Source organism: Streptomyces sp. NRRL S-87 (genome assembly GCF_000719335.1).
Taxonomy (GTDB): domain Bacteria; phylum Actinomycetota; class Actinomycetes; order Streptomycetales; family Streptomycetaceae; genus Streptomyces.
On the sequence record NZ_JOGB01000031.1, the window covers coordinates 1 to 22,849 of the forward strand.

General features: G+C 70.8%; 22 protein-coding genes and 2 pseudogenes. 11 read left to right on the top strand and 13 right to left on the bottom strand.

Translation table 11 applies throughout. The features are described 5' to 3' along the window. Positions 1-592: 592 nt before the first annotated feature. A complete protein-coding gene (locus tag IF43_RS0120510; protein ID WP_107048549.1) occupies positions 593-967 on the bottom strand; it encodes an ankyrin repeat domain-containing protein in 375 nt (124 codons plus the stop codon). A gap of 129 nt (positions 968-1,096) precedes the next feature. Between IF43_RS0120510 and IF43_RS0120515 the strand changes: the two genes are divergently transcribed. The 6 genes from IF43_RS0120515 (at position 1,097) to IF43_RS0120540 (ending at position 9,464) form a co-directional block, all read left to right on the top strand. Then, complete coding sequence (locus IF43_RS0120515; protein WP_030202529.1) at positions 1,097-1,660, top strand: hypothetical protein; 564 nt, start codon at positions 1,097-1,099, stop codon at positions 1,658-1,660. Further along, positions 1,657-4,317, top strand: coding sequence for a DEAD/DEAH box helicase (locus IF43_RS0120520; protein WP_030202532.1), 2,661 nt, complete (start codon positions 1,657-1,659; stop codon positions 4,315-4,317). The genes IF43_RS0120515 and IF43_RS0120520 overlap by 4 nt, the downstream gene beginning before the upstream one ends. Positions 4,318-4,943: 626 nt before the next feature. After that, on the top strand, positions 4,944-5,894 hold the full coding sequence (locus IF43_RS0120525; RefSeq protein WP_267884796.1) for a polyprenyl synthetase family protein: 951 nt from the start codon (positions 4,944-4,946) through the stop codon (positions 5,892-5,894). Positions 5,895-6,164: 270 nt separating this feature from the next. Continuing rightward, positions 6,165-7,517, top strand: a complete 1,353-nt coding sequence (locus tag IF43_RS0120530) for a cytochrome P450 (protein ID WP_030202540.1) — start codon at positions 6,165-6,167, stop codon at positions 7,515-7,517. A gap of 55 nt (positions 7,518-7,572) precedes the next feature. After that, positions 7,573-8,670, top strand: coding sequence for a hypothetical protein (locus IF43_RS0120535; RefSeq protein WP_030202543.1), 1,098 nt, complete (start codon positions 7,573-7,575; stop codon positions 8,668-8,670). Between the two features lie 44 nt (positions 8,671-8,714). Further along, positions 8,715-9,464 carry a hypothetical protein gene (locus tag IF43_RS0120540; RefSeq protein WP_030202547.1) on the top strand — a complete coding sequence of 250 codons (750 nt, stop codon included), beginning with the start codon at positions 8,715-8,717 and terminating at the stop codon, positions 9,462-9,464. A gap of 596 nt (positions 9,465-10,060) precedes the next feature. Here IF43_RS0120540 and IF43_RS39640 read toward each other — a convergent pair. Continuing rightward, positions 10,061-10,651, bottom strand: coding sequence for a replication-relaxation family protein (locus tag IF43_RS39640; protein ID WP_078910313.1), 591 nt, complete (start codon positions 10,649-10,651; stop codon positions 10,061-10,063). Between the two features lie 189 nt (positions 10,652-10,840). Further along, the gene (locus tag IF43_RS0120550) at positions 10,841-11,080 is read right to left on the bottom strand and encodes a hypothetical protein (RefSeq protein ID WP_030202559.1); all 240 of its coding nucleotides are present in this window, start codon (positions 11,078-11,080) and stop codon (positions 10,841-10,843) included. 715 nt (positions 11,081-11,795) lie between these two features. Between IF43_RS0120550 and IF43_RS0120555 the strand changes: the two genes are divergently transcribed. Next, positions 11,796-12,242, top strand: coding sequence for an EF-hand domain-containing protein (locus IF43_RS0120555; RefSeq protein WP_030202565.1), 447 nt, complete (start codon positions 11,796-11,798; stop codon positions 12,240-12,242). Between the two features lie 467 nt (positions 12,243-12,709). Next, positions 12,710-13,620 (top strand): annotated as a pseudogene (locus IF43_RS43725) (IS630 family transposase); the annotation flags it as partial. A gap of 7 nt (positions 13,621-13,627) precedes the next feature. Here IF43_RS43725 and IF43_RS0120565 read toward each other — a convergent pair. Next, complete coding sequence (locus IF43_RS0120565) at positions 13,628-13,912, bottom strand: DUF3027 domain-containing protein (RefSeq protein ID WP_078910314.1); 285 nt, start codon at positions 13,910-13,912, stop codon at positions 13,628-13,630. Between the two features lie 550 nt (positions 13,913-14,462). Here IF43_RS0120565 and IF43_RS0120575 point away from each other — a divergent pair. Continuing rightward, on the top strand, positions 14,463-15,125 hold the full coding sequence (locus IF43_RS0120575) for a DUF6098 family protein (RefSeq protein WP_063753374.1): 663 nt from the start codon (positions 14,463-14,465) through the stop codon (positions 15,123-15,125). Between the two features lie 155 nt (positions 15,126-15,280). On the opposite strand, the gene IF43_RS0120580 is transcribed toward IF43_RS0120575, so the two are convergent. Both IF43_RS0120580 and IF43_RS43730 read right to left on the bottom strand, forming a co-directional pair. Continuing rightward, positions 15,281-15,631, bottom strand: coding sequence for an STAS domain-containing protein (locus tag IF43_RS0120580; protein WP_030202574.1), 351 nt, complete (start codon positions 15,629-15,631; stop codon positions 15,281-15,283). Between the two features lie 184 nt (positions 15,632-15,815). Continuing rightward, a pseudogene (locus tag IF43_RS43730) lies at positions 15,816-16,139 on the bottom strand (ATP-binding protein); the annotation flags it as partial. Positions 16,140-16,581: 442 nt separating this feature from the next. On the opposite strand from IF43_RS43730, the gene IF43_RS0120585 reads away from it, so the two are divergent. Then, positions 16,582-16,767: a hypothetical protein gene (locus IF43_RS0120585; protein ID WP_030202576.1), complete on the top strand. Its 186-nt coding sequence runs from the start codon at positions 16,582-16,584 to the stop codon at positions 16,765-16,767. Between the two features lie 195 nt (positions 16,768-16,962). Here IF43_RS0120585 and tsaD read toward each other — a convergent pair whose 3' ends face one another. From tsaD to IF43_RS42835, 4 genes are all read right to left on the bottom strand, one after another. Further along, positions 16,963-18,021, bottom strand: a complete 1,059-nt coding sequence (tsaD, locus tag IF43_RS0120590; RefSeq protein WP_030202580.1) for a tRNA (adenosine(37)-N6)-threonylcarbamoyltransferase complex transferase subunit TsaD — start codon at positions 18,019-18,021, stop codon at positions 16,963-16,965. A gap of 952 nt (positions 18,022-18,973) precedes the next feature. Continuing rightward, positions 18,974-19,210 (bottom strand): hypothetical protein, encoded by a 237-nt coding sequence (locus IF43_RS42830; RefSeq protein ID WP_234332376.1) that lies wholly within the window; start codon positions 19,208-19,210, stop codon positions 18,974-18,976. A 116-nt stretch (positions 19,211-19,326) separates the two neighbouring features. Further along, positions 19,327-19,455 (bottom strand): hypothetical protein, encoded by a 129-nt coding sequence (locus tag IF43_RS43530; protein ID WP_267884795.1) that lies wholly within the window; start codon positions 19,453-19,455, stop codon positions 19,327-19,329. 2 nt (positions 19,456-19,457) lie between these two features. Continuing rightward, entirely contained in the window at positions 19,458-19,703 is a 246-nt protein-coding gene (locus IF43_RS42835; protein WP_324605120.1) for a histone-like nucleoid-structuring protein Lsr2, read from the bottom strand. A 488-nt stretch (positions 19,704-20,191) separates the two neighbouring features. Here IF43_RS42835 and IF43_RS38175 point away from each other — a divergent pair, with 488 nt between their 5' ends. After that, positions 20,192-20,761 carry a hypothetical protein gene (locus IF43_RS38175; protein ID WP_051795699.1) on the top strand — a complete coding sequence of 190 codons (570 nt, stop codon included), beginning with the start codon at positions 20,192-20,194 and terminating at the stop codon, positions 20,759-20,761. Here IF43_RS38175 and IF43_RS0120620 read toward each other — a convergent pair. From IF43_RS0120620 to IF43_RS0120630, 3 genes are read right to left on the bottom strand one after another with little or no spacing between them, the layout of a single operon-like run. Next, positions 20,689-20,982, bottom strand: coding sequence for a DUF1330 domain-containing protein (locus IF43_RS0120620; protein WP_030202593.1), 294 nt, complete (start codon positions 20,980-20,982; stop codon positions 20,689-20,691). The genes IF43_RS38175 and IF43_RS0120620 overlap by 73 nt on opposite strands. Before the next feature lie 33 nt (positions 20,983-21,015). Beyond that, positions 21,016-22,449: an MFS transporter gene (locus tag IF43_RS0120625; RefSeq protein ID WP_030202596.1), complete on the bottom strand. Its 1,434-nt coding sequence runs from the start codon at positions 22,447-22,449 to the stop codon at positions 21,016-21,018. Continuing rightward, positions 22,446-22,808, bottom strand: coding sequence for a MarR family winged helix-turn-helix transcriptional regulator (locus IF43_RS0120630; RefSeq protein ID WP_014173936.1), 363 nt, complete (start codon positions 22,806-22,808; stop codon positions 22,446-22,448). Before IF43_RS0120630 ends, IF43_RS0120625 begins: the two co-directional genes overlap by 4 nt. Positions 22,809-22,849 lie beyond the last annotated feature (41 nt).

Here is a 22,849-nt window from a genome sequence, read left to right on the forward strand (position 1 = left end):
AGCTAGAGCCGGCCCTTCGGGCCGGAGGCCCTGCGCTTCGCTTCGGGCCTTGTTCGGCTTGCGCTTCGCTCCAGCCGAACGGTCTGCGAAGCAGGCCGGGGTGACCCCGTTTCACGGGGTCCGGGCCCTCGGCCCGTTGGGCTGGTCCGCTTCGCTCCCCCGCCCGGGCCCTTCCGGCTTCGCCTCCAGGACCAGCCCGCTTCGCGGGCGCTGGCAGCAGCACCCCGCGCCTCGTTCGGGTCCGGCCGAGGCGCGGGGTACGGACACGCCCCCCAAGCGCTGCGCGCTTGGCAGGGAAGCCTCCTCGCTTCGCTCGGAGGCCGGCCCCTTCGGGGCCGGTGCGCCCTGCGCTTCGCTCCGGGCGTGGGCCCTTCGGGCCTGGCTCCTTCCGCTTCGCTCCAGGAGCTGCCTGGCTTCGCCAGGCTGATGCTGGCAGCAGGACTCCGGCCCGAAGGGGCGGAGTCCTGCGCTTCGGGCGGTTCGGGTCTCCGCTTCGCTCCGTCCCGAACGGCCCGCTGCGCGGGCCTGGGTGACCCCGTTTCGCGGGGTCCGGGCCTTCGGCCGGTTGGGCGTCCGCTTCGCTCCCGCCCTTTCAGTCCTTCCGGCTTCGCCTCCAGGACCGCAGCCCGCTTCGCGGGCAGCTGGCGGCAGCGGGGGTGATCCGGTCTATCAGGCGGTAGGCGATGTCGTGACCGTAGAAGTCGGCCAGGTCCACCGCGCTCATCCGCCCCGGGGGTTGCGGTCTCGGATTGGCCCCGTAGGCCAGAAGGATCGCCGTGAGCCGACTGTCGATGGGGGTCCCCGATTGAAGTGCCGCGTCCCCTTCCAGGTCAATGGCATGCTCGAGCAGGGTCATCCCGCAGCACACCTCGTTGACGTCCGCGCCTTCGTCGAGGAGGCGGGTCAGCTTGGCATAGTCGCTGGACTCGACCGCCTGGTGGGCGGGCGTCCAAGGGTTCTCGACCACTGGCGTCTCCTCCACTTCCCGCTGCTGGTCGTCAGTCGTGTGCTCGGACGCCGACCCTAGCATGATGCAGCATGTACCATTGGAGAAATAGCACCACATCCTCCAGGTGCATCGAGTGAGGTTTCGCGGATGCCTGTCTACGAATACCATCCGGATGAATTGGCGTGGTCTACCGTGGTCAGGCGGGCCACCGGACTCACTCTGAGTGAGGTGGAGGAACAGCTCCGGGCTGCCCAGGATCGCGAGGACCTGGCGCGCGCTGCACCCCAGGAGCCGCGGAAGCCGTCCGAGCTGGACATCGCCTCGTGTCAGAGACTCGAATGGGCCCGGACCGAGCACCTCATGACGCAGCAGCGGATGGCCGTGTACTCCCCTGACGAGGACCGTCGAGTCGCCCGCCGGGAAGAGCAGCGTGCGCAGCGTAAGGCTGTCGAGGCTGCCTGGAGCCAACAGTCCGATGGCGGGCTGCCGGTGGAAGTACGGCGGCATCGCATCTACCGGATCACCGCCCGACCGACCACGGCCCCCGCGGGCGAAGAAGCCCTGGTCCGCCACATCTTCGCAGCCTCTACCGGCGCGGCCGTCGAGCACGCCCGGGCCATGTTCGGCCGGCCCGGGGGTATCTGCCAGGACCGCGAGTACCGGATCATTTCCGTCGAGCAGGTCCTTCCCGAACCGGGGGAATTCTTTTGATCCAGCTCCGAGAACACCAGCTGGCCCAGAAATCCGCGTTTCGAAAGTGGGTCGGATTTCCTGCAAAGCTATCTGTGCCCCCGCAGGGGGCCCGGGGGACGATCGTGTCCGCGACCGGCTCGGGCAAGACGATCACGGCCGCCGCGAGTGCGCTGGAGTGCTTCCCGGGCGGCCGGATCCTCGTCACCGTCCCCACCCTGGACCTCCTCGCGCAGACCGCCCAGGCTTGGCGCCTGGTTGGCCACCGGGCCCCGATGGTCGCCGTCTGCTCGCTGGAGAACGACCCGGTCCTTAACGAGCTCGGGGTGCGCACCACCACCAACCCGATCCAGCTCGCGCTTTGGGCCGGGCGCGGGCCGGTCGTCGTGTTCGCCACGTACGCCTCCCTGGTGGACCGCGAGGACCTCGACGCACCCGAGGGCCAGCGGAAGGTCCGCGGGCCGTTGGAGGCCGCTCTGGCGGGCGGGGAGCGGCTCTACGGGCAGCAGATGGCGGGCTTCGACCTCGCCATCGTCGACGAGGCGCACGGCACCGCCGGTGACCTCGGACGCCCCTGGGCCGCCATCCACGACAACACCCGGATCCCGGCGGACTTCCGGCTCTACCTGACCGCGACCCCGCGCATCCTGGCCGCCGCCGCGCCTCAGAAGGGCGCGGCGGGCCAGGAGCCGGAGATCGCGAGCATGGCCGATGACCCGGACGGCACCTACGGCGCCTGGCTGGCCGAGTTGGGGCTGTCGGAAGCGATCGAGCGGGGGATCCTCGCCGGGTTCGAGATCGACGTCCTGGAGATCCGCGACCCCTCCCCCGTCCTGGGCGAGTCCGAGGAAGCGCAGCGGGGCCGGCGCCTGGCGCTGCTGCAGACGGCGCTCCTGGAGCACGCCGCGGCGTACAACCTGCGTACGGTCATGACCTTCCACCAGAAGGTCGAGGAGGCCGCCGCGTTCGCGGAGAAGCTGCCCGAGACCGCCGCCGAGCTGTACGTCACCGACGCCTCCGACGCCGATCTGGCGGCCGCGGAGCAGCTCCCCGCGTCGTCGATCGAGGCGGAGTTCTACGAGCTGGAAGCCGGCCGCCACGTCCCGCCGGACCGGGTGTGGTCAGCGTGGCTGTGCGGAGACCACCTCGTCACCGAGCGCCGCGAGGTCCTGCGCCAGTTCGCCAACGGCATCGACGCCAACAACCGGCGCGTACACCGCGCATTCCTCGCGTCCGTCCGTGTCCTTGGCGAGGGCGTCGACATCACCGGCGAGCGCGGGGTCGAGGCCATCTGCTTCGCCGACACCCGCGGCTCCCAAGTCGAGATCGTCCAGAACATCGGCCGCGCCCTCCGCCTCAACCCCGACGGCTCCACAAAGGTCGCCCGGATCATCGTGCCGGTCTTCCTAGAGCCCGGCGAGGACCCGACCGACATGGTCGCCAGCGCCAGCTTCCGCCCCCTTGCAGCGGTCCTCCAGGGCCTCCGCAGTCACGATGAACGCCTCGTCGAGCAGCTCGCCTCCCGCGCCCTGACGAGCGGCAAGCGCAAGGTCCATATCCGGCGCGACGAGAACGGACAGATCATCGGCGCCGGCAGGGAGAGCGAGGACCAGCAAGACGACACCGACGCGGCCGCCGAATCGGCGCTGCTGCACTTCTCCTCGCCCCGGGACGCCGCCACCATCACCGCGTTCCTGCGCACCCGCGTCTACCGACCCGAATCCCTGGTCTGGCTGCAGGGCTACCAAGCCCTGCTGCGGTGGCGGGCCGAGAACGACATCACCGGCCTGCACTCCGTCCCCTACGACACCGAGACCGAGGTCGGCATCACCAAGACGTTCCCCCTCGGCCGCTGGGTCCACCAACAGCGCAAAGCCCTACGCACCGGGGAACTCGAAGACCGGCGCAAGACGCTGCTGGACGCCCCCCAGGCCGGCATGGTCTGGGAACCCGGTGAAGAGGCGTGGGAGGCCAAGCTCGCCGCGCTCCGCTCGTTCCGGCGGGCGACCGGCCACCTCGCACCCCGACAGGACGCCAAATGGGGCGAAGACGACCAGATGGTCCCCATCGGCCAGCACATGGCCAACCTCCGCCGCAAGGGCCCCAAGAACGGCCTAGGCAAGGACCCGGACCGGGCCGCGGAACGCGCGGCGCAGCTGACCGCGATCGACAAGGACTGGAACTGCCCCTGGCCACTCGACTGGCAACGCCACTACCGCGTCCTGGCCGACCTCGTCGACGCCGACGGACAACTGCCCGACATCGCCCCCGGCGTGCTGTGGGACGGCGACGACATCGGACGCTGGCTCCAGCAGCAGAAACAGCCAGCCACCTGGGCACGGCTCCTGCCCGAGCAACAGGCAAGGCTGACCGCGCTGGGCGTACAACCCGACCAGACGCCCCCTCCCGCCCCCGTGGCCGGTCGTGGCGCGAAGGGGGCGGGCAAGGCGCATCAGGCGTTCCAGCGCGGCCTGACAGCCCTCACCCAGTGGGTAGAACGGGAAGGCCCCCACCGACCCGTCCCACGCACCCACGGCGAAGAGATCACGGTCGAAGGCGAAGCGGAGCCAGTAGTGGTGAAACTGGGCGTATGGATCACCAACACCAAAACCCGACACAACAACCTCGACCAGAAGCAGCTGGGCGCACTCCAGGAGCTAGGCATCGACTGGGCATGAGACAGTTCGGCGCAAAAGCCGGAGAGCATGAGACCTCGGGGGCTTGTGCCAGTAGACGCCGGTCTTGATGGTCTTGGCGCCGCAAGAGGCGAGCAGGACCACGGCCAGCACCTGGCGGCATGGTGCCGCCTCGGCACGCAGTCCTCGGCCAGAGGCTACCCATGGACATGCCCTGAATCTGCCGCGGAAGACCGCACCTCACTCCGTCACGCATCGTCCTCGCCCGTACCTAGGTCCGTCCCATCCGGCAAGGGCGATGCAAGTGCCATGTGGGGGCACAGATGGGAGCAGAGGGCGCGTGCACATGGCCAGCGCATGTGCAGTGCGCGGGTCTGTGTGCCGTGTGCCCCCGGCGCTTCGGTTCGACGTGCGCCCTCGGTTTGGTGTTTCACGCCGGCCGGGCAGGTTCGGCACAGGTCGCTGACATCGCGGCTGGGTGAGCGGACAGAAAGGGGCTGAAGGTCGTGGTCTCGCCGGGTTTATCAACCGTGCCAGCTGTGGCCGCGGTGCCAGGACAAGCATCTGCGGACGGAGTGCCTGCCGCGGTCGACGCCCTGTTGGACGCGTTCCTGCGGGAGAAGTCGGCGGCCGCTGCCGCCGACGGCCTGCCGGCGGAGGTTGTCCGGGTGCTGCGGGATTTCCTCCGAAGTGGAGGGAAACGGGTCCGGCCCACGTTGTGTGTGCTGGGCTGGCAGGCCGCAGGCGGAGGCGTCACACGGGGCACGGTCGTCCAGGTGGCGGCCAGCCTGGAGATGTTCCACGCCTTCGCCTTGATCCACGACGACTTGATGGACCGCTCCGACCTGCGCCGTGGCAGACCCACCGTCCACCGCGCCCTGGCGGCCCTCTACCGCCACACGGGGCGTACCCATGAGGAAGCGGATCGGCTCGGCGGTGCAGGGGCTCTCCTCGTGGGGGACGTGGCTCTCGCCTGGGCGGGTGAACTCCTCCACTCCGCCCGCCTGCCTTCCCGTCGGCTCCTCGCGGCACTGGCACGGACGGACAGGATGCGCACGGAGGTGATGTACGGGCAGTACCTCGACCTCGTCTCGACGGGCCGGCCGGGCCCGGGCACCACCACACCGCTGAAGGTCGTCCGCCTCAAGACCGCCGGCTACACCTTCGAGCACCCCCTGCTGCTCGGGGCCGAACTCGCCGGTGCCGACAGTGGCCTCCTCGGCGCCCTCACGGCCTACGGCCGTGCCGCCGGGGAAGCCTTCCAGCTCCGCGACGACCTGCTGGGCGTGTTCGGCCGGCCTGACGTCACGGGAAAGCCTAACCTCGACGACCTGCGGGAGGGGAAGCACACCCTGCTCCTCAGCCTGGCCTACCGCACCGCCGACCCCGCCCACCTGCGAGTGCTCCGCCGGTACGTCGGCGACCCAGGCCTGGACGAGAACGGAGCGGAACGCCTACGGGAAGTGCTGCGCAGCACCGGTGCGCAGGAAGCGGTGGAACAACAGGTCGCGAGCCGGTCACGGGAGGCCGTCCAGGCGCTTCAAGACGTCCCTTTGCCGCGCCTTGTGGCCGAGCGGCTGAAGGACTTCGTCCAGACCTTGTCCGTCAGGACCTCCTGATGCGGGGTGCGCGAGCGCCTTCGGCGGCGGGAGGCCGGCCGACCGCGCCCGAGACGGTCCCATGCGGCGGCACCGCCCACGCTCGGTTGCGGTTTCGCGACTGGTGGGCAGCGTTGCGGCACTCGAAGCCGCCCATCGGCGGACCGACACGTCCCTCATCCGGATCGGAGATCGACGCCCCATGACCCGCTCGCACCCGACTCCTCGCCCGCCGCTGGCACGCAGGACAGGCGCCTGTGGTGCCTGCCGCCGTCGCATGGGGAGGGCACGATGAGCACCGCATCCGTCAAGGGTGGTGTCCCCCTGGCCGGTGGGGCGCTGCCGGTCCTCGGCCACGGCCTGGCTCTGGCCCGGGACCCGTTCGGATTCCTGTCCTCGCTCCCGGCTTACGGCGAGTTGGTGCGTATCCGGCTGGGTCCGCAGGACGTGGTCATGACGTGCGGCCCCGAACTGACCCGGGCGATGCTGCTGGACGACCGGACGTTCGACAAGGGCGGTCCGTTCTACGAGCGGGCGCGGGAGGCTTCGGGCGACGGACTGGTGACCTGTCCGCACAGGCTGCACCGACGCCAGCGCCGCCTGTGCCAGCCGGCCTTCCACGAGGTGCGCTTCCCCGCCTACACGGAGGCGATGGTGGCCTCCGCCGTGGAGCTTGTCTCCTCGTGGCGCGACGGGGAGGTGATCGACGTCAACGACGCTATGGTCACCCTCACGATGCGGGCCATGGTCAAGGCCATGTTCGCCACCCAGCTGTCGGCGGAGCTGGACCGCCAGGTGGTGGACGACCTCGCGGTCGCCACCGGCGGGATCTTCCGCCGCATGCTCACCCCGCCCCGCCTCAGCCGGATACCGACCCCCGGCAACCGGCGTTACAACGCCTCCCAGGCCCGGCTGCGCACCACGGTCGCCGAGGCGATCACCAGTCGCCGTGCCGACCTCGCCGACCACGGCGGACTGCTGTCGGTACTACTGAGCAGCCAGGACGAGGAAAGCGAGACGGCCTCCGGTCCTGCCGCTCTGAGCGACACCGAGGTCGCCGAGCAGGTCCTCACCTTCTTCCTCGCTGGCGCGGAGACCACGGCGAACCTGCTGGCGTGGATCGTGTACGAGCTGGGACGGGCCCCGGCCCTCCAAGAGCGCCTCCACGCCCAGACCGTCGACGCGCTCGGCGGCCGGCCGCCGTCTTACGACCTGCTGCCCGTGCTGACCTCGGCCGACCACGCGACCACGGAAGCCCTACGGATGTACCCGCCGGCCTGGTTCCTGACCCGCACCGCGAGCCGTGACGCCGACCTGGGCGGCGTACGGCTGCCCGCCGGAACGACGCTCGGCTACAGCGCCTACCTCATCCACCGGCGGCCTGACCTCTACCCCGACCCCGACCGCTTCGACCCCGACAGGTGGGAGGGCCGCAAGCCCGACCGCACCGCGTACATCCCTTTCGGCGCCGGAGCCCGCAAGTGCATCGGGGACCGCTTCGCCCACATCCAGGCCGTCCTCTCACTCGCCGTCATGACCGCCGGATGGCGGTTCGCGCCCGTCACCGACCGCGTCCCGCGCGCCGCGGTCCATGCCACGCTCATGCCCGGCGGCCTGCGGATGCGGGTCCTCTCACGCACCTGACAGCGGCAGCCGATCGAGCCGTCCGGTTCCCGTTCCTCCGACGAAGGGCTGCCCCATGCGTTCGCCGTCCCCGTACGACACCGCTCCGTCGCGCCTCCCCTACGCGGAAGCGGCCGGGCCGCTCCGGCTGTGGGACGGCATGCTGCTGGCCGATCTGACGACGCCCCGGCACGACCTCACCACCCGCACCAGGCCCTTCCCCGTGCAGCGGAACTACTTCCACACCACCGCGATCCGCGACAGCGCCCGCTGGCTCGGCGAGACGGTGCCCATGGAGCGGTCCGAGTACGAACGCCTGCTCCGCGAGGACGTCGGAGGGTTCGTCTCCTGGGTCTACCCCGATGCCGATCCCGCCCAGTTGCGGGCCCTGGCCGACTTCCACCACTGGGCGGTCTGGCTCGACGACCTCATGGACCGCAAATCCAGTACGGCCGCGAGCCTGAGCGCGTGCTCGGTCCTCGAGTCCCTCGGCAGCACCGAACTCGCAGCCTTCGACGACTCCTTTGCCCGCATGCGCGCCCACGGCATGGACGACCGGCATGCCGAAAGGTTCCTGCACGCCATGCATCTGTACGGCGCCTCATCACGCAAGGAAGTACAGCCCAGAGAAGGACAGGCGTCCTTCTCCTCCACCGCCGACTACATCGCCAATCGCCGCACTTCCGCAGCGATGCCGGTCTATTTCGCCCTCATCGCCTGGATCTCCCGCGTCGATTTCTCCGACGACCTCCACCAGCACCCGCTGGTCGTGCACGCGGAGAACTGCTGCAGCGACTACTCCCTCCTCTACAACGACGCCGGCTCGTTCACCAAGGAGTACCTCGCCGGCCGCACCGAGGGATCCTTCGTGCGCCTCCTCGCCCGCGAACTGGACCTTCCAGTGCAGGAGACCCTCGACGAGATCGCCGAAATGGCCGCCGCGGCGGCCGACGACCTCGAAGTGGCCTCCGACCTCATCGAAGGCTCCGGCCTGCCCGCAGGAGAACGCGCTCAGGTCCACCGCTACGCCGACGGGCTGCGGAAGTTCACCGGCGGGGTCAACCACTGGAGCAACCGCACCCCCCGCTACCTGATCGGACAGCGCTTCACCGACACCCCGTCGACCTCGCGCGCCGGCGACCGCCACGGACTGCGTCCCTTCCCGACCCACTGACTCCCGGCCCGAAGCTGCCGGCTCACACCAAAGGTGGTGTACCCATGCCCGTCAATGGGACGTGGCCCGCCCACACGGCAGAGAGGGTCGAGGAAGCCCTCACCGCCGCAGCGAAAGACCTGTCCTCGCTCGATGCGCACGTCGAGCACTACCGCGTCCCCGACGGCGGCTACGCCGCGTGGACCGGCCAGAGGGGCTCCGAGGCCTTCAGCCTCGAAGCTCGGCTAGGCCCCGCACACCGCAACCCGGGGCACTCCATGTGGGGGATCCTCCAGGTCTTCGACCACCGTCAGCCAAACCTGGCCCTCGTACGCTTCCTGGAACGCCGCGACAGTGATGGCCTGCCGGACACCAGCCCGGGGCGCCCGCACTACAGCGTGCCCATCGACAACCGGCTGTGCCGCATGTTCCTGCCCCTCTGCAACCGGGCCCTGAACGGCCTCGACCCCAGCAAACGGGCGCGGAGCCAGCACGTCGACTGCTTCCCCGGCCGCATCACGCTGGGCAACGCCTTCCAGTCGCCGCTCCTCGCCGTCGGCCTGTTCCGCCGCTTCCGCGCCGACGGCCAGAACGCGATCATCCTCACCGACTTCAACGACCCCTTCGCCGTGCCGCCCGTCCGGCTCGTCGCATCGCTGGTCGCCCGCAGCGACACCCACCTCATCCCCCGCACCCGACAACCGTCGACTGCCCGCCTCCTGCTGCGCGCCCAGCACGGCACCATCCAGCAGCTCGGCGGAATGTCGACAGCAACGGACCACGGCATCGGCACCGCCCGCCGTTATCTGCGCTGACGCCTCCGCCACATGCGCCGTGCCTGCTGTCGCGCGGACCTGCTCATGGGTGAGCAGCACCCGGGTCACCAAGCTCCAGCACCCCGTGCGGGGGCCAGTCCCGCTCGATGTCCTCTCCCGAGGCACGTCGCGGACGACGTCGGCGTAGGACTGGGAGCGGCGGCCCGTCCACGATCTCCCGGGCACGGTCCACGATGAGGGGCCACCGGATCCGTTCACGAGCCATACCCGTGCATGTACCCCTGCGGCGCCGCCCGGCCCCCGGTACACGGAACAGACCTCTTCCCACGGCTATCGCGTGGGTACGAGGTCTCGTTTTCCGAAAGAGGCTTGCCCACCGCATCTGACCTGCACGAATGCAAGATCATCAGATTCGGAGGGTCCCGCTCCCGGTCACACCTCCGGTCCCCCGCCTAGTGCAACCGTGCAGACAACCCTCCAGCCTCCCTCCGGTACACCCCCCTGAGCCAGGTGCGGCCTACAGCCGGTGCCGAGCTGCACGAGATGATGCCCGGTGGACGCCACGGAGGCACGGTTGATCATCTTTGATACGAATGCGGTGAACCTTCTCCCGCCATCCGGTCTTCGGGCCGACATCATCCGCAAGTTGCGGCAGTCCGGCCACCACAAGGTGGCCGTGAGTACCGGGCCGACTTCGGGGTAGCGGGAGCGGCGCCGGTGTTGGGCAGGGTGTTGGCCCACACCGCGATGGTGATGCCCTGCACGGCGGCGCTGAGCGCCTGGAGGCGGTTGTCGAGGAGGTGTTCGGCCTTGCCTGCCAGGACAACGTGCAGCCGCGGGAAGGTCTCCGAGCGGGTGTAGCGGTGGCGCTGCCAGAACGGGTACGTCCCGCCGATGGTGCCGCGGACTCCCTCCCAGACGCGATGCCCGGCGTAGCGCTCGTAGTCCCAGACCTCCTTCGCGAGGCGGGCCTGGGACATGGTGCCGTTGTCGAGTTCGAAGAAGCGGACCTCGCTCGTCTTGGTCGGCACGGCGAGGACGGCGTCGGTGTGGAAGGACGGTCTCCTTGACGGCGCGGTTGACCTCCCCTGCCAGTCGGTCAGGTACTGGCCCTGCGCCACCACCGACCGCGTGGCGAGGTGACGTTGCCCCCGGTCGTGCTCGAAGAAGGAGAACACCGTAACCTCCCGGTAGCTGGTCTCCCCGTTGGTGTCGTACTGACCCATCCCCACTCCTCCACGTCCCCACGGCCCAGGCGCCACCAAGGTCCTTCCAATACTCCAGGCCCGCCACGTCATCGCATCGCCTGGAGCACTGACCGCGACACGGCCTTGAATCCAAGCGCCTGCCCGCCCCGGTCCGAGTGCGCCCCGGCGCGCACTCGGACCGGGGCCATAGTCAGTTGCTCCGGGGGGCTACTTGGTCGGGTTGATGACGTTCCCGGCAGAACAGCTGTTGTCGCGGTCACCCACGTAGCCGGCGCCGCCGCTGAGGACGGGCACGATCGCGGCCTCAACCAGGCAGACGGCCGCGGAGCTGAAGTTCCAGACACCCGAGGCAAGCCCGCCCCCGAAGTCGCTGTCAGCGGCATGGGCAGGCGTCGCGGCGCCGACGGTGGCCAGAACCAGCGCGGCAGCAGTGATGATCTTCTTCATGACCGGGGCAACGAACCACCCCCCGGCGGTGAAACGGCCACTCACCCCGATGCCACCCCAACCCAACCCCAACAGCCCGACCGGCTACAGCTTCGCGGCCAGCGAGCCAGGAGGCAGCCGGTGCGAGGCCGGGTACTGCTCCGCAGCCTGCAGCGCGGCATGGGTCGGGCACTGCCCCCGCCACGGTGACGGTGACGGTGACGCACAACGGCGAGCGCGTTGATGACGGACCCCGCGCAGCAGCGTCTACTGATCCAGGTTCAGCGGGGACAAGCCAGAACCGCCTGAGGTCGGGCGCACTGAGCTGCGCGCTACGGACGCTGACCACGGCGACGTACCGCCTGGCCGCGCTCATCCCCGGCCAACCACACGCGCACTCTGGCCCTGGCCCGGCGTACGGCACCCCAAGACGGACCACCCCGCCCGCCGACCCCTCCGCGGTGCCCCACACCCGGGCCGGCCACGCAAGCGTTACCCGCAGGCCGCCCGACCCCGACCGGAACCGCTCGGCCAGCACATCGGCGTCGGCGTCGGTGGACCTGCCGGACACCTGGTCCTCGCCGGCCACGTCGTCAGCAGCTGCAAACTCCGATCGTCACCCGAAGTGATGGCTGCTGGCGAAGCAACCCGTGTCGTCAGCCGGTGGCCTCTACCGTTCTAGCCAGACACCGCGCGCCGAGCCGGTCGGTGGGACCGCAGGCTTGAGGACGACGCGATGAACAGCACGATGAAAAACCAGAAGTCCAGCCTCCTGTTCGACTGGTTCGACCAGGACCTGAACGGACACCTGACCGAGCAGGACCTGCAGGCAACCGCGGCGGTTTTCGCCCAAGTGGCGCCGCAGGAGGACCTGGCCAACCGCAACGCGATCCGCACCGCGTTTGGGCAGTGGTGGCAGTTGCTGCTCAAGTACGCCGACAGCGACGGTGATGGGCGGGGCTCGCGAGGGGAGTTCATCGTGGCGACGGCGGACAGCGTCACCGCTCCGGCGAACTTCCAGAGCGCGGTGATGGAAATCGCGGACGCGGTCATCAACGCGGCCGACACCAACGTGGACGGTGTCCTGAGCCGTGCGGAGTACGTGGCGCTCTACCGGGCGCTCGGCGTTCCCGAGGAACTGTCCGGGTCGGTCGGCGTTCGAGCGGGTCGACCTGAACGGTGACGGCGACATCAGCCGCCACGAGTACCGTGCCACCAGCGTCGACTTCTACCTCAGCACCGACCCGAACGCCCCGGGCAACTACCTCTTGGGCCCCGTCGGTCAGGCGGGCTGATCCCTGCCCCGCGCACGCCCCGATGGTCCGGAGCATGCGCGGGTCCGGGTACCGCGAAGCTGCGGGTCACTGCCGAGGTCAACCAAAAGGCAGGCGGGCCCCTCACCAGGTGACCCGAGGCCGCCGTGGTCGCAGGGGCCGACGAGCTCGAAGAGGTGGGCCTCGTCTGGGGCAACCGCCGACGAAGCCTTTGAGACCAACCGGCCGCCGCCCGCGCCCACCGGACCCCGGAGGGCCTCCGAGACATGCTCGCCGGACACCGTGTACGCAGGTGAAGGGCGGTGTGAACGCATTCCGCGCCGTAGATTCCCAGGCCTGAGACGGCTTCGATTCCCGTCATGCGCTCTTCTACGAATCGCTCTACCCGAAGTGCAAGGGCGGCCGGCCCAGGACGTTCAACCTGCCCGAGCGCCGTGAGATCAAGAAGACCGCGAAGTCCAAGCCGGCCGAGCACGGCCTGCCGGTTTCGACCTGGAGCCTGGCGAAACTGGCGGACTTCCTGGTCGCCGAGGGGGTGGTCGACGACATCAGCCACGAGGGCCTGCGCATCCTGCTCCGCGAGGAGGGCGTCTCCTTTCAACGGGTGAAGACCTGGAAGAACTCCCGCGACCCCGACTACGCGACGAAGAAGGCCCGGGTCGAGCACCTCTACGCGATCGCCGACGGTGAGGTCATACCCGAGGATGGCGAGCCCGAGTCGTCTTCTGCCTTGACGAGTTCGGGCCGCTCAACCTCCAGCCCCACCCCGGAAGGCAGTGGGCCGAACGCGGCGGCCGGCACAAGGACCCCGACCGCGAGCCCCGGCCCCGCAGGCGAGCGACCTACACCCGCCCGCACGGGGTCCGGCACCTGTTCGCCGCCTACGACCTGGCCAAGGACCAGCTCCACGGGCACATCAAGAAGACGAAGAACCGGTCGAAGTTCCTGGAGTTCTGCCGCTACCTGCGATCGCTGCACCCGCTGGACGTGCGCATCGCGATCACCTGCGACAACTACTCACCCCACCTGACCACCAAGCGGTGCCAGCGGGTCGGGACCTGGGCGGCGGCGAACAACGTGGAGATCGCCTACACCCCGACCAACAGTTCCTGGCTCAACCGGATCGAGGCCCAGTTCACCGCCCTCCGTTACTTCGCCCTCGACGGCACCGGCCACCCCAGTCACAAGGCCCGGGGCAGCATGATCCGCCGCTACATCATCTGGCGGAACAAGCACGCCGCCGATGAGCGCCTCCGCAGGGTCGTGGCCAGAGCCAACGTCGCCTGAACGGCCGCTACCCGAACGAGCCGTCGGCGCGACCGGCGAAGTTCTCGCAGCCGTCGTGCTCGAACCGCACTCGCCCATCGAATGGCGAGCCCGGGTTGCTGCACGCCCCGTAGTCCTGGCCGAGCTGCCCGCTCAACGCGATCCAGAAGAGGCATCCACCGCACTGGGCGTCATACCACTCGTCCCGGTACTCGGACTGGGCCGTCGAGCGGTTCAACGACGCTCGCCAGCGCGCATGACACCGATTGTTGTGATCTTGATCGTCACCCGTCCAAGGCTCATCCTCGGCCACTCGCGATGTCTCCCCGCCCCGTTCGATCCGAGACCGTCAGTCAAGGCACGTGCCAGTGATCTTCTCACCGAAAAACAGGGCGAAGGTCCTCTGGTGCGGCACTAGGCACCCGCAGTCGTGCCGGCGGCAGGCGCACCCCTGGCCCGAGCCCGCGTACGGCACCCCGTGCCGGACCACCCCGCCAGCCGCCCCCTCGCCGTCCGCCACCTGCAGACCGCCCTCACCCACACCGGCCAGAGCCACTGACCGGCCCAGACAGCGCACCGGCCCGCGCCGTGTTCGCCGAAGTCACCAGCGCCGGAGGGTCCCGCCTGCGGCGCCCCCAGGCGCGTTCGAGGGGCGCGGCAGGGCCGCTGCGCCGTGCGCGTCGTGGTCACCGGCCCCGAGGCGTTTCCTGAATACGGGCGCGTTGAGCGCAGACAAGGCCCGCGGGCATCCGCGACGGGCCGCTCCAGCTGGGCGACGCCCGTTCCCGGGCACTGGCAGCACCACCGGCCGGGTCGTGGCAGCGGGCAGGAGTGGAGGGTGGGGAGCCGGGTAGCCGCCCGGCATGAAGGAGGCCGACTGCGAGAAGGACCTTGCGACGATCTCGTCGCTGGACGAACTGGCCAGTCTCCTCTCCAGGCGGCGGGGTCTGTACGTGCGCTGGTCCAGGGGCCCGCGGGCTGATCTTCCCGCGCCCTCCAGCCGCGACGACCTCACCGGGGTGGAACTGCCGGGGCTGTCGGCGAACCCTCTGGACCTCGAGGAATGGTGGGGGGAACGGCCGCTGCGCACGTGGGCCGCACGCCGCCTGTTCGACTACTCCCACCTGCCACGCGTCAGAAACGGCTGCATCAGGCCGTGGCTGCTGCACGGTACCGAAGCCGGCCGTGGGCCGGACAACGAGCCCTTGGTCCGCAACGTGGCGCCTCTCGGATGGATCCACGAGAGCGTGATCGCCGAAGCCGAACAGGAAATCAAACAGCAGCAAGGTCTGTGGGGACCGCTCGACCGCCTGCAACATCAAGACCCCACAGCACAGCCGAGAGGAAAAAGGATCATGGGTGACGCTCAGCAACCACAAGCACGGCGCAGCGGAAAAGGCGCCGCCACCCCACAAGACAGCAGGCACCTCAAAGCGGCCCAGCCGAAGAAGACAGGCAAGGAGGAGCACGAGCAGGCCCAGACAGGAGGCCCCACCCCGCCGGAGCAGCGCCCCGACCACCCGTGAGACCGGCCGGATGCGGCGTTCAGTGGCCCCGCTCGGGGCGAACAGGCACCGGTTGTGCCGGGCCCCGGTGATCGGCATGGACGCCGCACAGCCAGCGCGGTGCAGCGCGCGGCGCCGGCGCAGCGGCCAACCAGAGCGTTCGCCGGGGGCAGCGGTCAGAACGGCGGGGCGGGGTCGATACTGAACAACTCCTTGGTGCCCGTCAGCTCCAGCAGGTGCACCATCTGGCGCCGGGGAGCGGCCAGGTGCAGGCTCTGCCCACTCGCGGCGACCGCGGTGCGGGCGTCCAGCAGGACGTTCAGACCCGAGGAGTCGCAGAACACCAGGTGCTGCAGGTCCACGACGACGTCGCTCAGGCGCGGCTCGCCGGTCAGGGCCTCGAAGACGGCCTGACGGAAGCCGTCGGCCCGGGCTATGTCCATCTCGCCGTACGGTCGCACCACCGCCGTGCCGCCGCGGGTCTCGACCTCGATGCCCGGGCTGCCCGTCCCGCTGCCACCGCGCACGTGATGCTCCCCTTTCGTGGATCATTCCACGGTAGGCACGCGGCAGGGCGGGTGGCCAGCGTCGCACCGGCCGGCCTGGGCCACCCGGCCGCAGGCCCGTCTCACGCGGCGCCGTCAGGTGGACGTGGATGGTCTTTCCGCCCTCGCGGGCCGGTTGGACCTCCACCTGGGAAGCCAGGCGGTGCACCAACGGCCAGCCGTACCTCCCGACCGCGCCCGTGGCGGGGTCCGTCGGGCGTGATCGGGGCGGGGTGGGGCTGGGGTCGCTGACGTCGATGTCGATCCCGTCCCCCGCCCACGACACCTCCAGCGAACACGGACCGGGTATGTGGCGGACGGCGTTGGTCACCAGCTCGGTCGCCACCAACAGGGCCGCGTCCTGTACGGCCACTGATACCAGGTGGCCGGTGAGTAGGGCTTCATCCAGGAAGTGGCGGACCTCCGCGCGGGCCCGCGTGGCCGCACCATCGCCGTCGACATCGCAGTGCCGTCGGTGGGGGTGGTCCATCTCCCCTCCTTCGGCGCTCGTCCCGGCTGCTGCTCGGACCACGCGCCTGCCCGAGCCCACCCGCCGTACGCACCCGGTGCCACCACGACCCGACGCAGGGTGCCGTCCCCCTGCATGCCGGGCTGGTCACGCTCCGCGCCTGGTCTTCGACAGGCCACGGTGCCAGGCTGAAGGCAGCGGCCACCGCCTCGCCTGGGATGGTCCCCCGCCCGCACCACAGGGGCCCCCGCCACCCAGCCGAAGGCACCCCACCCCTCATGATGGACAAGCGCGAATGTCCGCCAGACCTCGGGGGTGCGCCGGCCGACCGGGCCGGCAGCGCGACCAGCCGGACGACTGACACCGGGGTCTGCGTCATCACGCTCGTCGGCGACTTCGACACGGACCAGACCAAGGAACTCACCCTGGTCTTCGAGCCGCCCGCACCAGCGGCCAAACCGTCGTGGACTGCACCGGCATCACCTTCGCCGACCTCACCCTCCTCCACACCCTGATCACCGCCGCAGCCAGCCCGGACCTGATCCTGGCCGGCCCGCTCCCCCACTCCCCCACCGCCCTCCTGGACGGCACCCAGACCAACGACCTCTTCACCGTGGCCGCCACCCTGGACGACGCCCTCCGCCCCTGAGCAGCCTCTGGTCCCCCGGCAGCGGGTGGAGGGCAGGGCTGGGCCGTTCGTACCAGCCCACGGTGTCCCGAGGCCACCCACCGGGGACCGTGGTGCGGGGCGCCGACATCCGACGGCGGCACGCCTGCCCGTACACCCGTTGCACGTCCTGGCCGTGGGTCAGCAGCTCGGCGCCGTCCACCCGGCGAACCGCCATCACGCCAGGACCGCGGCCGGGCGCGCCACAGGATGCAGGGCGGCGTACTCCAGCGGGGCGGAGGGGTCAATGGACATGTCCAGCTGGGCCGGGTCGGCTCCGGCGCGTACGAGGAGGTCGCCGACGGCGGCGATCATCGCCCCGTTGTCGGTGCACAGGGTCAGCGGCGGCACCCGCAGCTCGACGCCGGCGGCCGCGCACCGCTCCTCCGCCAGCGCCCGCACCCGCGAGTTCGCCGCGACCCCGCCCACGATCACGAGGGTGCCCACCTCGTACGCCCGGCAGGCGGCGAGCGCCTTGCGGGTCAGGACGTCGGCTACGGCCTCCTGGAGGGACGCGGCGCCGTCGGCGACCGGGATCTCGCGGCCGTCGGCGCGCTGCCGTTCCGCCCAGCGGGCGGCGGCGGTCTTCAGGCCGGAGAAGGAGAAGGCGTACGGGTCGTCCCTCGCGCCCGTCAGCGGGCGGGGGAAGGCGACCGCGCACGGGTTGCCGGTGGCTGCGGCGCGGTCGATGGCCGGCCCGCCGGGGTAGGGCAGGCCGAAGACGCGGGCGACCTTGTCGAAGCACTCGCCGGCCGCGTCGTCCACGGTGTCGCCCAAGTGCAGGATCGGATCGCGCACCAGGTCCCGCACCAGCAGCAGCGAGGTGTGTCCGCCGGAGACGATCAGGACCATGCAGGGGTTGGGCAGTGGACCGTGCTCCAGGGTGTCCGCGGCGACGTGTCCGGCCAGGTGGTGCACCCCGTACATCGGGGCCCCCGCCGCGTACGCCAGCGTCTTCGCCCCCGCCAGCCCCACCTGCAGCGCACCCGACAGGCCCGGGCCGGTAGTGACCGCGACCGCGTCGATCTGGGACAGCTTCAGGCCCGCCTGCTCGAGCGCCTCGCGTACGACGGGGTTGAACGCCTGCAGATGCGCCCGGGCGGCGATCTCCGGCACCACGCCGCCGAAGCGGGCGTGCTCATCCATGCTCGACGCCACCACGTGCGCCAGCAGCCGGCCGCCGGAGACGATGCCCGCTCCCGTCTCGTCGCACGACGACTCGATTCCCAATACCACCGGAGCACTCAACGCCCGGCCCCCTCTCACACATTATGTGCTGTTGCAATAGATGTGCAATAAGGTACCGGCCCGGCAGAGCCTGCCGTCGCGCGGCAGGACGGGCCGGCCGGCGGCCTACGAAGTGCGCTTGCTGCGGCTGCTGTGGGCGAGGGCGTCGGCGAGCTGGTCGTGGGTCATGGAGGAGCGGCCCTCGATTCCGGCGGCCGCGGCCTTCTTGTACAGCTCGGCCTTCGTGAGCTCCTTGAGGGAGGGGCCGCTGCTGCTGGCGGTGGCCCGCTTCTTTGCCTCGGTCTTCTTCTGCCCGCGCGCGGGCCGGTCGGTGCTGGTCGCCTTCTCGCCGGTGTCCTTGGGGCTGCGGACGATCTCGCCGAGGTCGACCTCGTCGCCGGTGCGCTCGTTGACGCGCCGTTGCGGATCCGGTCCGCGGTGCCGCGCTGGAGCTGGTGGAAGCGGATCGTGTGGCTGTCGGTCGCGGTGTAGAGCGCGATCGGCAGGGACACGAGCCCGAAGGAGACGACCCTGTCCATACGGGTCTGGCCATCATCGATCACCACCTCGACCTGCGATGTCGTGCCCTTGGCCGCTTCCGGTCGCCGATGCGGCGGCGGAGTCGGCGCATCGGCGACCAAGGCCGGCTCCCGTAGCGCAGTCCCTCTGCTCGGTCCGCCCCAGCCCATCAGTGGCAGCAGGCCGCGCATGCGTTCCGGAACGCCTTGTTGCTGAGGCCACGTACCGATCCAACAGAGCTGATTCGACCGACCACGGACCCAGTGTCCGGTTGGATCTCCTCATGGACGGCGGGGCAGCGGCCGCCGGGGTGCGCCAGGCCGCACTGGCCTGTGCACTCGCAGCGGCCGCCCGCCCGCTGGAACCGAATCCGCGCGCTGATCGGGGGCCAGTCGCGCGGGTACCGGTGCAGGTTCTCGGGACGGAGGGCACGGCGGCTTCGCTACTGCTCGCCGCCGGCGGCCTGGCGCTGCTCGAAGGCTTCGAGCAGCTCGCCCAAGTCGTTCGGCTCGGGCGCGGTGCCGACCCACGTGCCGCCCTCGGTGAACACCTCCACGTCGGTGGTGTCGGCGTTGAACCAGCAGACGTACGGCCCGTAGCGCTCGATGACGGCTGTGGCGACGGCGGCCGGGTCGGACAGCTCCGGCGCGGTCTCCAGCACGGCGAGCGTGGTGACCACCGGCCACATCGGCTCGTCCGGCGTGCGGGGCAGCCGGAGGTAGCCGGTGACGCGGAGCTTGTCGCCGGGGACCAGGTCGTGGATGACCGCGTGCGCCAGCGCTGGGTCGGCGACGCTCAGGGCAGGATCATCTCGTCCCTCGGGGAGACGGTGAGGCGGAACTGGGCCGTGCTGCCGTGCAGGTCGCTGGGCACGGTCTCCTCGTCCAGGAAGCCGTCCAGGGCTATCGCGTCGTCGGCGGCCACGGTCAGCCGGCCTTCCGGACCGGCGCCCGGTGCGCGGCGTCGTACGCCTCCAGGACCCGCTTGGGCACCATGCCGGCGTCGGCGACTTGGTGGCCGTTGGCGCGCGCCCACGCCCGGACGGCGGCGAGCTCCTCCCGGGTGCGGCCGCTGCCCAGGCCCGCCCGGATCGGGGTGGGCGCGGTGGCGGCCGCCGTGGTGGTGCGGGTGCCGGCCTTGACGGTGCGCAGCTCCTCCTGCGCCTTCTCCAGTCGGCCTTGGCCTTGGCGACCTTCTCCTCCGCCTCGCGCTGCGCGGCGCGGTGATGCGGGCGGCGCGGCTGCGGACCGAGGCGGTCGGGTGCGCGGCCGCCCAGTCGATCAGCTCCTGGAGCGCGTTGGAGACGGGCAGCGCGACGACCGGGACGTCGATGGCCGGGGCTTCGGCAGCCTGGCTGGGCACCTCTCAGCGGCGAACTACTGCTGGTTCGAGGACCCGGCGAAGGCGTTGTGTCTCAGGCTTGCCGGCACCAGGGCGGCCGCAGCTCCGCTGACCGGGCTGTGTGACAGCTCCCGCTGCCCGCAGGCCACCCACCACATCGTTCACCGTTCCGTCTGTCAGACCACAGCTGACAACAGCGTCGTCCTGCCGGCCAGCCCTCGGATCCCGCCCGCTGAGAAGACCCGGCTGCGGGCCGAGCACGACCGGTCCGTGCGGGTTCTCGAAGAGATCGACAAGGCAGTCGGAAAGGTCCGATGACATGGCACTGAGCCACCAGCAGCGCGACCAGATCGAACGGCGCATCCGCGAGGCCATCGAGCGGTTGCTGGCCGGGAAGATCCCGCCCGGCGGTGCCTGCGACGTCAAGACGCTCGCCCGCGAGGCGGGCATCTCCCGCGCGTCCCTCTACCGGCCCTGGGGCCACCTCAAGGACGAGTTCGAGAAGCGGCGGGCAGCCGGCCAGAAGCCCTACCCCCGCGAGGCCCGCATCACCCGACTGCGGGACCTCAACCAGCGGCTCACCGGCAGACTCGCCCGCACACACACCGAGCTCACCCAGCTCAAGGAGGGACAACGGGTCCTCCTGTCCGTCATGGCCGCCAAAGACGACGAGCTCCAGCGGCTCCGCCGCGAGCTGAGCACGTTGAGCTGCACATCCCTGGCTCCCGTCCCGAAACAGCAGGAGGACGCCTCCACGGGCGTCCTCCCCATGCACCGGACCCGAGAGGGTTCAGTGAAGATCCGCCTGGACCTCGGTCAGTCGATGCCTTCGACAATGCGGAAGTCGCGCTCGACGCCGTCGGAGAGGGCGACCAGCGCCTCCTGGTAGGCCGCGCTCTCGCGTGCCGCGACGGCCTGCTCGAAGCTGTCGAACTCGATCAGGACGGTACGCTCGGCGATTCCGGCGTCATGCGCCACGACCCGACCGCCGACGGCGAGCCTCCGCCCGCCCCCGGCCTGGACGGCCGGACCGGCCAGCTTGTTGTAAGCAGCCAGCTTCTCAGGGTCTGCAATGGTGCGGTAGACGCTGACCCAGTAGCCCTTGGGCATGGAACCTCCAGTGTTGGGATGAGTGCATCTGACTTACGGGTTGGTCTCGGACGAGCGTCGGCGGGCGAGAGCGAGGCCTGTCAGCGTCGTGATCGCCATGGCGCCGATGCCGACCAGCGCCGCGGTGGTGTAGGCGCTGTCGTCGGGGAAGAGGTGGCCGGGGCCGGTGCCCGCGCCGAGGATCAGGCCGCCGATGGCGCTGCCCAGGGAGTACCCGACGCTGCGGACGACGTAGTTGAAGCTCATGGCGCTCGACGTCTCGCTCTTGGGGGTGACGGCCAGGATGACGCCGGGCATCGCGGCCGAGAAGCCGCCGACGCCGAGGCCGAGCACGCCCATCGCCGCGAACAGTTCGGCCAGGTCCGACCGGGCCGCCGCGAACAGGGCGAACCCGCCACCGACCACGATGGCGCTGCCGGCCAGGAGCAGGGGGTCGGCGATCCGCGTCCGGACCCGCGGCGTGAGCTTGCCGGCGACGAACCCCAGCACCGAGAACGGGATGAGGACCAGTCCGGCGACGAAGGTCGTCAGCCCGAAGCCGTAGCCGGCGCCGTGCGGCGTCTGCGCGTACCGGGTGATGAGCGTGAGCAGGAGGTACATGCCGGTCCCGCCGACCAGCATGGCGAGGTTCGCCCCGGCGACCGCCGGGTGCCGCACCGCCCGCACATCGACCAGGGGCGTCGTGCTGCGCAGCTCGATGACGGCCCAGACGCAGAGCAGCACCACCGCCACGACGACGAGGCCCGCCGCCACGGCGAGGTGCCGGCTCCACAGATTCCGTTCGCCGGCGAGGAACAGCACCAGGAGCAGCGCAGCGGCCAGGACTACCGCGCCTGCCACGTCCACGTGGGCGGAGCGGCCTTCGGGGGCTTCGGGCATGGAGCGCCACGCGGTCAGGAGGGCGGCGGCGGTGACGACCAGGCCGAGGCCGTAGGCGGCCCGTACCCCGCCGAGCTCGGCGAGCAGTGCGGCCAGCGGGTAGCCGACGCCGGCCCCGATGATCGAGACCACCGAGATCAGGGCGATCACGGCCGCGCTGCGCTCCTCGGGGAGGTGGTCCCGGGCCACGCCCATCATCAGCGCCGTCAGCCCGAGCCCGACGCCCTGGGCCGCCCTGCCGGCCAGCAGCCACGCGAATGGCAGCGGCAGCACGGTGAGCGCGCTGCCGGCGACGACGACCGCCAGCGTGGCGAGGACCGTGGCCCGCCGGTGCGGGCCGGTTCCGAGCCGGCCGAGGACGGGTGTGGCGACGGCGCCGCTGAGCAGCGCGACGGTCAGCGTCCACTGCGCGCTGCCGAGCGAGACGTGGAACGAGGTCGCCACGCTGGTGATGAGCGGCGTCCCGAGGCTGGCGACCGCCGCCACGCCCAGAGCGATGAACATCAGGGCGGGGACCAGCAGCCGCGCCTCGGAACGCGCAGCCGGGAACGCCTTCACCGTGGCCCCGCCGACCGGCTGCCCGGTCACTGCTTCGGCCCTTCGCGGTCCTGGCTTTCGAGCTCTGCCAGATGCTTCAGCGCCGGAAGGGCCGCCACCAGCGCCTCGACCTCGTCGCCGGTGAGCTCGCCGATCAACCGCTCGAACGCGTGGACGCCCGCCTGGCGCCGCGTCCGGACATAGGAGGCGCCGGCCTCGGTCAGGCACACCAGCGTGACCCGCTTGTCGGACGCGTCGCCCCGCCGCTCGACCAGGCCGGACTCCTCCATCACCCGGACCAGGGCGGTCATCGCGGGCTGGGTGACGCCCTCGACCGCGGCCAGATCGGTGATGCGCCGCGGGCCGGTCCGGTCCAGGGTGGCCAGGGTGGCGGCGGACGTCAGGCTCATGTCCCGGGGCAGGCGTCTCACGGCCCTGGTGGCCAGGCCGT